Source organism: Gemmatimonadota bacterium (assembly GCA_040882465.1).
GTDB lineage: Bacteria > Gemmatimonadota > Gemmatimonadetes > Longimicrobiales > Gaopeijiaceae > JBBEBG01.
Genome location: JBBEBG010000040.1, coordinates 181,632 through 194,567 on the forward strand (window position 1 = coordinate 181,632; position 12,936 = coordinate 194,567).

Below are 12,936 nucleotides of genomic sequence, written 5' to 3' on the forward strand. Positions count from 1 at the left end.
TCCGGGGGTGCGTCGCCGCGGAGGTGCCGGGGCCGGCCCCGTCCTTGATCGCCCTCCGGGGCGTGGGTAGGTTGTGCGGGCTTTTTGCGGCTGGCTCCACGCCCTCTCCGGACTCCTCGAGCGGTTTTTCATGGATCTTCACGAATACCAGGCGAAGGATCTCTTCCGGAAGGCGGGGATTCCCGTTCCCTCCGGACAGATCGCGACCACCCCCGACGAGGCAGAGCGAGTCGCTCGCGAAATCGGGGGGGCAGTCGTAGTCAAGGCCCAGGTCCACGCTGGAGGGCGCGGGAAGGCGGGAGGCGTCAAGCTCGCGAAGGATCCCGCGGAGGCCCGGAAACATGCCGCTGCCATTCTCGGGATGGAGATCAAGGGCCTCATCGTAAAGACGGTCCTCGTGACCGCGGCGGAGGACATCGCGTCCGAAGCGTATCTCGCCGTCCTCGTGGACCGCAGGAGCCAGGCTCCACTTTTCATCGCCTCCGCCGAGGGAGGGATGGACATCGAGGAGGTCGCGGTGAAAAAACCGGAGGCGATCCGAAAAGTGAAGGTGGATCCCCGCTACGGTCTCCTCCCGCACCAGGCCTATGGAATCGCGGAGTTCCTCTACCGGGATCCTGAGCTTGCCAAGCAGGCGTCGCGGATCGTCTCGCGCCTCTACTCGGCGTTCACGTCCAACTCGTGCTCCCTCGCGGAGATCAATCCGCTCATCGCGACTCCATCCGGCGAAGTCAAGGCGATCGACGCCAAGGTCAGCGTAGACGACAACGCCCTCTTCCGTCTTCCCCAAATCGAGGAGCTCCGGGACCTCGACGCCGAGCCGAAATCCGAGACGCGGGCACGTGAGGCGGGACTCTCCTTCGTGAAGTTGGACGGAAACGTCGGTTGCTGCGTGAACGGGGCGGGACTTGCGATGGCGACCATGGACCTCGTGAAATATTACGGAGGGGAGCCGGCCAACTTTCTGGACATCGGGGGCTCGTCGAATCCGGAAAAGGTCGTCGCGGCGCTGGAGATCATCGCGGCCGACCCGAACGTCCGGGCGATCCTCTTCAACATCTTCGGGGGCATCACCCGGTGTGACGATGTGGCCAGGGGGATCGTCGAGGCGACCCGTCGGATCGAAATCGGCCCCCCGATCGTCATTCGCCTCACCGGAACCAACGAAGCCGAGGCCCTCGAGATCCTGAAGGGGGCGGGTTTCGAGGCCTACACTTCGATGGACGAGGTGGTGGAGAAAGCGGTCCAGCTCGCGGGAGCCGCGTAACATGTCCGTCTTCATCGACAAAAACACGCGGCTCGTCGTCCAGGGGATCACCGGGCGGGACGGGTCCTTTCACACGCGTCAAATGTCGGAGTACGGAACCCAGGTGGTCGCTGGGGTGACGCCCGGAAAGGGGGGCCAATCCTTCGATCTGGGCGGTGGAAAGGCGATCCCGATCTTCAATACCGTCGAGACCGCCGTTCGTGAGACGGGAGCGAATGCATCCGTGATCTATGTTCCGCCGGTGGCGGCTGCGGGCGCGATCATGGAGGCGGCGGACGCCGGCATCCCCTTCATCGTCGCCATCACGGAGGGTGTCCCGGTCCAGGACATGGCGCGGGCACTGGTCTTCGCAAGGGACCGCGGAAGCCGGCTTCTGGGTCCGAACTGCCCCGGCCTCATCTCACCGGGGAAGTCGAAAGCCGGGATCATTCCGGGGCGCATCACCGTCCCGGGTCCGGTCGGTGTCGTGTCACGGTCGGGAACGCTGACCTACGAGGCCGTGCACCAGCTGACCGAGGCCGGGATCGGCCAGACGACCTGCATCGGCATCGGAGGGGACCCGATCATCGGTACGAACTTCATTGATTGTCTCGCCGCATTCCGGAAGGACGGGGACACCGAAGCGATCGTGATGATCGGTGAGATCGGGGGAAGCGACGAGCAGGAGGCGGCGATCTGGGCGCGGGAAAACCTGTCCGTCCCGGTGGTCGGATTCATCGCGGGGCAGACGGCCCCGCCGGGTCGGCGCATGGGGCACGCGGGTGCCATCATCTCCGGGTCGGGTGGAACGGCCGCCGAAAAGATCAGAGTCTTCGAGGAGAATGGGATCGCCGTGGCGCGCAGGCCCGCGGACATCCGTGACCTGATCAAGGCGCGGCTGCGGGTCTGAGCAGTCGCGCCCCTTGAGGGTGGATGGACTTCCCGACTCCGCAGCTCGAGCCCCCGAAACCACAGAGACCTTACAACTCCAGGAGCCGAGAGGAGAGAGATGAGCCGGACGCTCGCGATCGTAAAGCCGGATGCGGTGGCTTCAGGGAAGGCCGGAAAGGTACTGGCCCTTCTCGAGGAGAGAGGATTCACCGTTCGTGCCCTCCGCATGGTCCATCTCGGTCGGGCTCAGGCGGAGGCCTTTTACGCGGTGCATCGGGAACGCCCTTTTTTCCCGTCCCTCGTGTCGTTCATGACCTCCGGGCCCGCGATTCCGGTCGTCTTGGAAGCCGCCGAGGCCGTGACGAAGCTTCGGGAAACGATCGGGGCGACCGATCCCGCGGAGGCGGCACCGGGGACGGTTCGCGCCCTCTACGCCGAATCGAAGGAACGGAACGCGATCCATGCCTCGGACTCGGATGAAAATGCCGCCCGGGAGATCGCTTTTTTCTTTTCGGGGAGCGAGCTTCTGGCCCCCTGAGGGCCCGGGCGAAGGGGGTCCGGCCCGAGTCGCGGTCCGATTGACACAAACCCGCATCAGGACTAGAGTTCACCGGCCATGTTCAGGGTACTATTGGGGGATCTGGAGAGGCGGGGCACGCTCCAGATCCACCATCGGGTGCCGGTTGACGACGGGCTCTGGGAGGGGTCGGAGTTGACCTTCGCGGAGCCTGTCGAGGTGGACCTCACCCTGGCGATGACCGGGACGGGCCAGATCGTAGGCCGCGGTCGGCTCCGAACCGTCCTTCGTTACGCATGCCGGCGCTGCTTGGCCGAGGTGGACCGCAGGTTCGAGATGCCCCTGCATCTAGCCTGGTCTCCGCCGGACGAGCTTTCGGACGAAGGACATGAGGACGAAGGGCTTCGCGTCCTTCCTGAGACGGCCCAAGAGTTGGATCTGGGGGAAGCGATTCGGGAAGAGATCTTACTCACCGCTCCTCTGTACGTGGCATGCCGCGAGGAGTGCAAGGGACTTTGCCCCAAGTGCGGGACGGACTGGAACCAAGGTGAATGTGAATGCGCTCGGGCGGACCCGGATCCCCGGTGGGCCGCACTCCGGGCACTCGAGAAGGAATAGGGAGTGACCCATGGCGGTTCCCAAGAAGCGGACCTCGAAGCAGCGCCAGCGGAAGCGCCGGACGCACGTCGTCGCCGAGCCGGTCGTGACGAACACATGCCCCCGCTGCGGTGATCCGAAACAGCCACACCGGGTGTGTCCCGCCTGTGGCTTTTACCGAGATACCGCAGTCCTGGAGGTCGAGGTCGACTGATCGGAGGGGTCGGTGCGCATCGCCCTGGATGCCATGGGCACGGACGAGGCACCGGCCAGTGAAATCGCCGGAGCCCTTCAAGCTCTCGAGGAAGGTCGGGGAGAGCTCACGATCGTCCTGGTGGGGAACCGGGATGCGATCCTAGCGACCCTCGACGGTGCCGCTCCGGACATGCGGAGCCGGATCGAGGTTGTCCATGCCCCCGAACGGATCCTCCCGGGGGAATCGCCCGCTCAGGCCGTTCGGCGCCGTCCGGATTCTTCGATCGTCACCGGAATCCGCCTCCAGCGGGAGGGCGCTGCGGACGCGTTTGTGAGCGCCGGCTCGACGGGGGCCGTCATGGCGGCCTCGCTCATCCTTCTCCGTCCCCTCCCCGGCGTTGCCCGTCCTGCGATCGGGACCCTTCTTCCCACGTCAGGACGACCCACGCTCATGCTCGACTCGGGCGCGAACGTGGACTGCAAGCCGCAGCACCTCCTCCAATTCGCGCAACTCGGCGTCATCTACGCGCAGGACCTCATGGGAGTGGAGCGGCCGCGCGTCGGGCTCCTGAACATCGGGGAGGAGCCGGGGAAGGGGGACGAGCTGTCCGTGGAAGCGCATGCCCTCCTCGGTGCGAGCGGCTTCCACTTCATCGGAAATGTGGAGGGGAGAGATATCATCCGGGGGGCGTGCGATGTCCTCGTTTGCGACGGCTTCGTCGGCAACGTCCTCCTCAAGTTCTACGAGTCCGTGGCCGAGTTCACGATCGGTCTCCTCACACGGGAAATGGAGCGGGTCGGCTCCCGGATGGATCTCCACGAGGTTTTCCGCGTTCTCGACTACGCGGAATACGGCGGCGCCCCGCTCCTCGGGGTGAATGGGGTCTCGATCATCTGCCATGGGCAATCCCCCCCGAAAGCGATTCGGAACGCCATCGCGGTGGCCCAGAGGGCCGTGGAGTCTCGCATGGTCGAACACATCGCCAGGGAACTGGCGGATGACGCCGCGAGCGCGCCGGGACAAAGGGGCTGAGCGGGTGACGGTCGCCCTTCTCTTTCCCGGACAGGGATCCCAGAAGGTGGGAATGGGGGCCGCGCTCGCGCGGGAATTTCCGGACGCCGCGGAAACCTTTCTCGAGGCCGACGATCTTCTTGGGTTTTCGCTTTCGCGCCTGATGTGGGAGGGGCCGGAGTCCGAGCTGGCACTCACCAGGAATGCCCAACCGGCCATTCTCGTGCACTCGGTGGCGGCCCTACGTGCCGGGGGAGAACGACTCGTCGGGGCGCGGATGGCCGCGGGTCACTCGCTCGGAGAATTCTCCGCGCACGTGGCTGCGGGCACACTCCGCTTCGCCGACGCTCTGTCGGCGGTGCGTTTGCGGGGCACCCTCATGTTCGAGGCCGGGGAGCGACGGCCGGGGACGATGGCGGCCGTCCTCGGAATGGAGGACGAGGCCGCCGAGCTCCTCTGCCGGGAAGTCTCCGATCCGCCCATGTCCGTGGTCGTTACCGCGAATTACAACGCGCCCGGTCAGATCGTCATCTCGGGCGACGTCGAGGCGGTCGGCCGCGCCGCGGCGGAGGCACCTTCCAGAGGGGCAAAAAGGGTCGTTCCTCTGAGCGTCTCCGGGGCATTCCATTCTCCCCTCATGGGGCCTGCGGAGGAGGGATTGCGAGCCCACCTGGCTTCGATCAACTTCGGGCGCCTGAGTTTTCCCGTGTACTCCAACGTGGCCGCGGAGCCGGTTTCGGAGGGAGAGACCGCACGGGAGCTCCTCGTTCGCCAGCTCACCGCACCGGTCCGATGGTCGCGCTCGGTCGAGAGGATGGTCGCAGCGGGAGCAACCCAGTTCATCGAAGTCGGCCCGGGCCAGGTGCTCGCCAGGTTGAACAAGAGAATTGCGAAGGGAATCCCCACGGTTTCTTTCGGCGAGCCGGACGACCTGGCCGCCCTGGGCTGAGTGCGTATCGGCAGGCGCCCACTGGGAGAGGAAGGAATGGAGCTCAAGGATCAGGTGGCGGTCGTCACGGGCGGGTCGCGCGGGATCGGTGCGGCGATCGCTCGTGCCCTCGCCGAGGGGGGTGCAAGGGTCGCCGTCCTGGGACGCGACCTCGCGCGGGCCGAGGAAGCCGCCGAGACCCTTCCGGGTTCGGGGCACCTTCCTCTTTCCTGCGACGTCTCCCGCTCGGACGAAGTGAACGCCGCCGTATCTCAGGTCGAGGAGTCGCTGGGTGGAGTCACTCTCCTCGTGAACAACGCCGGGATTACTCGCGATAACATCCTTCTCCGCCTCAAAGACGAGGAATGGACCGAGGTCCTGGACGTGAACCTTCGCGGCGCCTTCAACATGACCCGCGCGGTCGTGCGCGGAATGATGAAGCGCCGGGATGGGGTCGTCCTGAACCTGACGTCCGTCGTGGGACTGACCGGGAACGCGGGTCAGGCGAACTACGCCGCCTCCAAGGCTGGGCTGATCGGATTCACGAAAAGCGTGGCGCGGGAATTGGCCTCCCGCGGGGTGCGCTGCAATGCGATCGCTCCCGGATACATCGAGACGGACATGACGGCCGCGCTGGATGAAAAGCAGACCGGGGCTCTCCTGGAACGGATCCCGCTTGGGAGGCTCGGAACCCCCGAGGACGTGGCGGGTCTAGTGCGCTTTCTTGCCGGGCCCTCGGCTCGCTACATTACCGGGCAAGTCATCACGGTGGACGGGGGAATGGTCATCTGACCGGCTTTCCGGACCCGGGTACGATCGAAGGAACCATCTCAACCGAAGGGGCGCAGAATGGCGGATAGCATCGAGGCACGGGTGAAGGAGATCATCGTGAACGAGCTGGGGGTCGAAGCTGAAAAAGTGACTTCGGGTGCTTCGTTCGTGGAGGATCTTGGAGCCGACTCCCTCGACACCGTGGAACTCGTGATGGCCTTCGAAGAGGAATTCGGACTCGACATCCCGGACGAGGACGCCGAGCAGATGGGGACGGTGGGCGAAGCAATCGAGTACCTCAAGAAACACTCTCCGTCCTGAGGGCCCACGCGTTCGGGGATCTGCGCTCCCAGCAGGGCCTCCCGGCGAGCGACTCGAATGGGTGACGGAAGGCGGCGGGAAGTCGTCGTTACGGGGCTCGGCCTCGTCACGCCGGTCGGAGTCGGCGTGAAGACGGCCTGGTCCGCGCTTCTCGCGGGGAAACCCGGCGGCGGGCTCGTCACGAGGTTCGAGCTCACGGAGGATTACCCCACGCGGATCGCGTGCGAGGTGAAGGGCTTCGATCCCTCGGACGTCCTCGACCCGAAGGAGATCCGGCGTTACGACCGCTTCGCGCAGTTCGCGCTCGTTGCGGCAGCCGAGGCCATGCAAGACGCGGGGCTCTCGGGAAGTCCCGAGGGGGTTTCGCCGGACCGCTTTGGAGTCCTCCTCGGAACGGGGATCGGGGGGATCGCCACCTTTGAAGAGCAGTGCAAGATCCTCCTCGACCGGGGCCCTACTCGGGTGAGCCCATTTTTCGTCCCGATGTTCATTCCGGACATTGCACCCGGACTGGTCTCGATTCGGTATGGCGCCCGGGGCCCCAACTACACGACGGTTTCGGCCTGCGCCTCATCGGCCCACGCGATCGGGGATGCCCTCCGCATCATCGAGCGGGGCGATGCGGACATCATGATCTCGGGAGGCACCGAGGCGACCATCACACCCCTCACGATGGCGGGGTTCGCGGCGATGAAGGCGATGTCCACTCGGAACGACGAGCCGGAGAAGGCGAGCCGCCCTTTCGATAAGACACGGGACGGCTTCGTGATGGGGGAGGGCTCGGGATGCCTGATCCTCGAGGCGCGTGAAGTCGCCGAGCGACGCGGTGCGCGGATTCTCGGTCGGGTGGCGGGATTCGGGATGTCGGCGGACGCCTACCACATCACTTCGCCGTCCCCGGAAGGAGTCGGAGCCCAAGCCGCAATGCGAGGCGCGCTGAAGGACGCGTACGCGACTGCCGAGGAGGTGAGCTACATCAACGCGCACGGGACCTCGACCCCGCAGAACGACAAGTCCGAGACGGCCGCGATCCGTGCCGTTCTGGGCCCGGCGGCGGACCGGATCGTCGTGGGCTCGACGAAGTCCATGACGGGCCACCTCCTCGGGGCCGCGGGCGCGGTGGAGGCGGTCGTGTGTATCCTAGCATGCCAGGAAGGGCGCGTCCCGCCCACCATCAATCTCGAACACCCGGACCCGGAGTGCGATCTGGACTATGCCGCCGACGGCGTCCGTGAGATGACGGTGGATCTGGCGCTCTCGAACTCCTTCGGCTTCGGCGGCCACAACGCCTGCCTCGCCATCCGTCGGGAAGCGTGAGTCCCGGCTCGGCGCGGACCTAGCGCATCCTCTATGCGCATCGGCTTCGGATACGACTCCCACCGATTCGAACCCGGGCGCCCCTGCGTTCTCGGGGGAATAAACATTCCCGACACACCCGGCCTCCTGGGATTCTCGGACGGTGACGCGGTGGCGCACGCGGTCACCGACGCCCTGCTCGGTGCGGCCGCCCTCGGCGACATCGGCTCCCACTTTCCGCCCGGGGACGAGCGGTGGCGCGGAGCCGACTCGATGGAGCTCCTCCGAAGCGCGGTCGCGCTGGTTCGCGATGCGGGATACCAGGTCGGCAACGTGGACCTGACGGTGGTCTGCGAGAGACCTCGAATCGGGCTCCATGCGGATGCCATACGACGCTCTCTCGCGGCCGCACTCGACGTCGCTCCAGCGGACGTCTCGGTCAAGGGAAAGTCGAACGAGGGGATGGGATGGGAAGGGAAGGAGGAGGGTCTCGCCGTGCACGCCGTGGCCCTCCTGCGTGCCGGCTGATAGAGGACTGCGATGGCCGGGCCGGCCTCCGAATTCCGCGCGGAGCATTTTCGGGACTACCTCGTCTTCGAACGCGGCCTTTCAACCCGGACGGTGGCCGCGTACGAGCATGACCTCGCGCGGCTGATCGGCTTCCTCGTCGCGCGGGGGATCTCGAGTCCAGCCCAGTCCTCCCACCCGGACCTGCGGGATCACGTCTTCCACCTGAAGGAGGCGGGGCTCGCTCCCAGCTCGATCCGTCGCGCGATCTCGTCCATTCGGACGTATTACGCCTTCCTCATCGAGGAGGGTGCGCTCGACGTGGACCCGACGGACCGGCTCGAATCGCCCCGGGTCCGGCGAAAACTTCCGGACGTCCTCTCCCGCACCGAGGCCGCGGCCCTCGTTGAATCGCCTCCCGAGGATCACCCGATGCACTGGAGGGATCGGGCCATCCTCGAGCTCCTCTACGCCACCGGCGTTCGCGTCTCCGAGCTCGCGACCGTGAAAATCGCGGAGCTCGACCTCGATGAACGACTGGTGCGGGTGTTCGGGAAAGGCGCGAGAGAGCGAATGGTACCGCTCGGTGGGGCGGCCGCTGAAGCGGTTGGACGTTACCTGAGGGAGGTCAGGCCCGCGCTCGACCGGGGGGAAGGGAAGGGAGTTCTCTTCCTGAATCGCCGGGGACGCCCGCTCACGCGGATGGCGATATGGAGTCTCGTGCGCGGGGCGGCGCGGCGAGCGGGAATCCGGCGGAAGGTTTCACCCCACACCCTGCGGCATTCCTTCGCGACGCATCTCCTGGAGGGCGGCGCGGATCTCACCGTCGTACAAGAGCTCCTCGGGCACGCCGATATCTCCACCACACAGATCTACACCCATCTGGACCGCGAATATCTGCACGACGTTCACCGCCGCTTTCACCCGCGGGCTTGATCGTCCCTCGGCAACGGCCCCCTCCTGGCCAGTCTACCGGAGCGTCGCCGCGGCCGCCGGGGCTTCGGCGGCCGCCAATCGCTCCGCGGCGAGGGTGAAGAGCTCCCCCTGTGAGGTCGTGGCGCGGAGGAAGTCCATCGCCGTCGCGAGCGCCGTATCCCTTGCCGAGCGGAACTGGAGATACAGGTCCACCCGATCGAGGCGCTGGAACAGCTCCTCGCCGAGGCGCTGGCGGAGGTAGGTCTCCGCTTCCAGTGTGATCGTTTCCGGCGCGACACCTTCGGCGACCAGCGCTTCCGTGAAGGCGCGGTATTCTTCGTCCGGGAAACTCTGGGGCGCGGTGTCCGCCGACCGGATTCGCTGGGCATACGCGAATGCGGCTTCGCGAATCCGCTGCGGGATCGAGATCTCCACCTCCCCGGCGCCGACGAGGAAGACCATCTCGGCGGCCGTCAGCGTGTCCTCCAGGATCTCGAGGTCCGGGAAGACTCCCCCACCCCCGAGAAGCGGACGACCGCCGCGGGAAGTGAATTGCTCGATCCGCTCCGGCTCGATCAGGTGCCCCTCCAAGTCGCGGGGGCGGTTCAGAGACCGACCCTGCGGCGTGTACCACTCACCCGAAGTGATCCGGATGAGCCGCCCTTCGGGAAGGGGGACGACACTTTGAACAGTTCCCTTGCCGAAGGTCCGCTCCCCGATGATCAGGGCGCGGTCGTGGTCCTGGAGGGCGCCCGCGATGATCTCTGCCGCGGAGGCCGAGAATTGGTCCACGAGCACAACCATCGGGAGGTCCGGGACTCGGGGTGAAAGTCGTGCCCGCGCCGACTCCTCGCGGATCTCCCCGGGGGTGGCGCGCGATCGCGACCGGGTGGTCACGAGGACCGAGCCGCGCTCCAGAAAGAGATCTGCGACGTTCAGCGATTCGTCGAGGTATCCACCGGGATTGCGGCGGAGATCGAGGATCAGGCCACGGACCCCGTCGAGCTGGGTGAGGACCGAATCCACTTCGGCGGCGGAGTTGCGGGTGACCCGGTCGAGCCCGATATAGCCGATGTTCCCTCCGAGCCGCTCCGAGACGACCGCGGCGATATGCACTTCTTCCCGGCGAATGTCGAAGGAGAGCGGGTCGGCCCAGCCGTCGCGCTCGATCCACACGACCACGTTCGTCCCAGGGCGACCGCGGATCAGCCCAGACGCGTCATCCACGGACCAACTCGACGCCCGGGCGTCGTCCACGCCCACGATCCTGTCGCCGAAGAGAAGCCCGGCGTTCTCGGCCGGAGTTCCGGGGTAAACGTGTGTGATCGTCACCGCCCCGTTCAGGGGAGTGATCGCGATCCCGATCCCGGCGTAGTTTCCGGTGCTCTGCTCCTCGAAGGCGCGGACTTCATCGGGGGAGAGCACCGCGGCGTAGGGGTCCCCGAGCTCCTGGAGAAGGCCGTCGATCGCCCGCTCCCAGAGGACCGAATCCCCCTCTGCCTGCAACCCGTAGTCGCGAATCGCCGCGAGCGTCCCCATGAAAACGCGCGCCTCGGGGGAGAGCTCGGTCAGGTCCTCCTGGCGGCCGCCCCGGGCTCCCTGCGGTCCTTGAGCGCCGATGCCGGCCGGAAAGAGGAGTGCCAGGAGGAGTGCGGGTGCGACGAGGCGACGGATCATGTGCGGGCCACCCAGCCTTGCGGGGCGAGGAAACAAATGCAGCATTGCCACGGCGTAACTTAACCCACCAATGCCCTGTCGTTCCAGGGATTTGGCATCGGGTTCGCCGGTGGCCTGGGGTTTTCCCCCGATGTTATCTTCCCGTGTGCGCACCCTCGCCACACTCCGCCCTCGCGCCACTCCGGCCGGAAACCCGCGTCAGCCCGGAGGTTTCTCTCGATGAACGAGCCAGAAATCGGGCTCCGAGTGGAGCTGGCCCAAGTGCGCCCCCGAAAGGGGCGTGTAGATGAGAACCTCGCGAGGATTCGGGAGTGGGTGTCCCGGAGCGCGGGGGCGGCGGATGTCGTCGTATTTCCGGAAGCCGTTCTTTCCGGCTACTTCGTGGAGGGAGCGGTGGAAGAGGTCTCCCGCTCGGTCGCGGAGGTCGCGGAGGGCCTCGGTCCCTCAGGTCCCAGCTTTCCCGACGTCGTCCTCGGCTTCTACGAACGTGGAGCCGGGCCCACGCACAACAGCGTGGCATGGTTTACCCCGGAGGCGGGCCGCTACCAGGTCGTGCACCGTCACCGGAAGGCCTTCCTTCCCACGTATGGAGTCTTCGACGAGGCGCGCTTTGTGTCCCCCGGACGCGAGTTGGAGGCGTTCGACACCCGGTTCGGCCGTGTCGGAATCATGGTGTGCGAGGAGATGCTCCATTCCCTCGTCCCGACTCTCCTCGTCCTGGACGGCGCCGAGCTCCTCGTGGTGGTCGCCGCATCGCCCGTCCGGGGCTTCCACCCCGGAGCCGGCGTTCCGGGGAATCTCACCCGGTGGGACATCGCGGCGCGGGCCGTCGCGCTCGAGCACGGGGTGCATCTGGGGATCGCCCACCTCGTTGGGAGCGAGGGCGGAAAGATCTTTCCCGGGGGAAGCGCCTTTTATCTTCCGGGTGGAGAGATGGGGCCGCGTGGGCCGCTCTTCACCGAAGGCTCCGCGTCGGCGACTCTCGATCGCACGCGGGTCCACCGCCATCGCGCCCGCTCGCCTCTCCTTTCCGATCTCCGGACCCGGCTTCCCCATCTCCTGGATGAATTCGCCGGATGGGTCCGGGCGGAAGAAGATGGGGAGGAGGAAGATGGTCCGGAGGGGCCGCCCGAGACAAAGGCAGCTGGTCCCTCGAACGGGAAGCACCGCCAACGCGAGAAGTCCCTCCCGCCGGAAAGAGTCCCGGCAGCCGGCCTCCCGGATCCGAAGGACGGAACGCCGCTGGAGCTCGATCTTCCGATGGTCGAGTCCGCGCTCGTCCGATTCCTCCGGGACGAAATCGTGGACCGCCGCGGCTTTCACGATATCGTCTTGGGCGTCTCGGGAGGGGTGGACTCGGCGGTTTCACTCCTCCTGGCGGTGCGGGCCCTCGGACCGGATCATGTGCATCCACTCTTCCTCCCTTACGCGACGTCGAATCCCCGAAGCCTGGAGGACGGCGCCCGGGTCGTGCGGGAGGCCGGGCTCCGCGGACGCATCATCGAGATCACCCCGGCCGTTGACGCCTACATCGAGGGGGAGGAGCCGAAGATCTCCGACCTTCGGAGGGGAAACGTGGCGGCCCGCGTTCGCGCGTTGATTCTCTGGGATCAGGCGGCGCGCCTGCACGCCCTCCCTCTCGGAACCGGAAACAAGAGCGAACGCCTGCTCGGCTACTTCACCTGGCACGCGGACGATTCGCCCCCGATCAATCCGCTGGGAGACCTCTTCAAGACCCAGGTCTGGGCATTGGCCCGGCACTTGGGGGTCCCGAAAGAGATCGTCGAAAAGGCGCCCAGCGCAGACCTCGTCCAGGGCGTGGACGACGAACACGAGATCGGCGTGTCGTACGCGGTGGCCGACCGGATCCTCTATTGGATGCTCGAGGGTTATCGGCCGAAGGATCTGGTGCGCGCGGGATTTCCCGCGGACTCCGTAGAAAAGGTGCGGAAGCGGCTGGAAGGCACGCACTGGAAGCGCGAGCTTCCAACCGTGGCCACCCTGTCGGAAAGCGCGATCGGGGAATTTTACCTCCGCCCCGTGGACTACTGAGGATCCCGTCG

The 12,936-nt window shown here is 66.5% G+C and carries 14 protein-coding genes; 13 read left to right on the forward strand and 1 reads right to left on the reverse strand.

Annotation, left to right across the window (positions count from 1 at the left end; all coding sequences use genetic code 11):
* The first annotated feature begins 130 nt into the window (after nt 1-130).
* From sucC to xerD, 12 genes are all read left to right on the forward strand, one after another.
* Complete coding sequence (gene sucC / locus WEG36_16110; protein ID MEX1259121.1) at nt 131-1,267, forward strand: ADP-forming succinate--CoA ligase subunit beta; 1,137 nt, start codon at nt 131-133, stop codon at nt 1,265-1,267.
* 1 nt (nt 1,268) lies between these two features.
* Nucleotides 1,269-2,156, forward strand: a complete 888-nt coding sequence (gene sucD, locus WEG36_16115) for a succinate--CoA ligase subunit alpha (GenBank protein MEX1259122.1) — start codon at nt 1,269-1,271, stop codon at nt 2,154-2,156.
* 99 nt (nt 2,157-2,255) lie between these two features.
* The gene (gene ndk / locus WEG36_16120) at nt 2,256-2,675 is read left to right on the forward strand and encodes a nucleoside-diphosphate kinase (GenBank protein ID MEX1259123.1); all 420 of its coding nucleotides are present in this window, start codon (nt 2,256-2,258) and stop codon (nt 2,673-2,675) included.
* A 78-nt stretch (nt 2,676-2,753) separates the two neighbouring features.
* The gene (locus WEG36_16125; protein ID MEX1259124.1) at nt 2,754-3,272 is read left to right on the forward strand and encodes a DUF177 domain-containing protein; all 519 of its coding nucleotides are present in this window, start codon (nt 2,754-2,756) and stop codon (nt 3,270-3,272) included.
* Nucleotides 3,273-3,282: 10 nt separating this feature from the next.
* Nucleotides 3,283-3,465: a 50S ribosomal protein L32 gene (gene rpmF / locus WEG36_16130; protein MEX1259125.1), complete on the forward strand. Its 183-nt coding sequence runs from the start codon at nt 3,283-3,285 to the stop codon at nt 3,463-3,465.
* Nucleotides 3,466-3,477: 12 nt separating this feature from the next.
* A complete protein-coding gene (plsX, locus tag WEG36_16135) occupies nt 3,478-4,479 on the forward strand; it encodes a phosphate acyltransferase PlsX (GenBank protein ID MEX1259126.1) in 1,002 nt (333 codons plus the stop codon).
* Nucleotides 4,445-5,407: an ACP S-malonyltransferase gene (gene fabD, locus WEG36_16140; GenBank protein MEX1259127.1), complete on the forward strand. Its 963-nt coding sequence runs from the start codon at nt 4,445-4,447 to the stop codon at nt 5,405-5,407. The genes plsX and fabD overlap by 35 nt, the downstream gene beginning before the upstream one ends.
* 36 nt (nt 5,408-5,443) lie before the next feature.
* Nucleotides 5,444-6,178, forward strand: coding sequence for a 3-oxoacyl-[acyl-carrier-protein] reductase (gene fabG, locus WEG36_16145; protein ID MEX1259128.1), 735 nt, complete (start codon nt 5,444-5,446; stop codon nt 6,176-6,178).
* Between the two features lie 57 nt (nt 6,179-6,235).
* Nucleotides 6,236-6,478 carry an acyl carrier protein gene (locus WEG36_16150; protein MEX1259129.1) on the forward strand — a complete coding sequence of 81 codons (243 nt, stop codon included), beginning with the start codon at nt 6,236-6,238 and terminating at the stop codon, nt 6,476-6,478.
* A 57-nt stretch (nt 6,479-6,535) separates the two neighbouring features.
* Nucleotides 6,536-7,795: a beta-ketoacyl-ACP synthase II gene (gene fabF, locus WEG36_16155; GenBank protein ID MEX1259130.1), complete on the forward strand. Its 1,260-nt coding sequence runs from the start codon at nt 6,536-6,538 to the stop codon at nt 7,793-7,795.
* 33 nt (nt 7,796-7,828) lie between these two features.
* Nucleotides 7,829-8,302 (forward strand): 2-C-methyl-D-erythritol 2,4-cyclodiphosphate synthase, encoded by a 474-nt coding sequence (ispF, locus tag WEG36_16160; protein MEX1259131.1) that lies wholly within the window; start codon nt 7,829-7,831, stop codon nt 8,300-8,302.
* Between the two features lie 12 nt (nt 8,303-8,314).
* Nucleotides 8,315-9,217 carry a site-specific tyrosine recombinase XerD gene (gene xerD, locus WEG36_16165; protein MEX1259132.1) on the forward strand — a complete coding sequence of 301 codons (903 nt, stop codon included), beginning with the start codon at nt 8,315-8,317 and terminating at the stop codon, nt 9,215-9,217.
* A 33-nt stretch (nt 9,218-9,250) separates the two neighbouring features.
* Here xerD and WEG36_16170 read toward each other — a convergent pair whose 3' ends face one another.
* Nucleotides 9,251-10,873, reverse strand: coding sequence for a S41 family peptidase (locus WEG36_16170; protein MEX1259133.1), 1,623 nt, complete (start codon nt 10,871-10,873; stop codon nt 9,251-9,253).
* 219 nt (nt 10,874-11,092) lie between these two features.
* Here WEG36_16170 and WEG36_16175 point away from each other — a divergent pair, with 219 nt between their 5' ends.
* A complete protein-coding gene (locus WEG36_16175; GenBank protein ID MEX1259134.1) occupies nt 11,093-12,925 on the forward strand; it encodes an NAD+ synthase in 1,833 nt (610 codons plus the stop codon).
* Nucleotides 12,926-12,936: the final 11 nt, after the last annotated feature.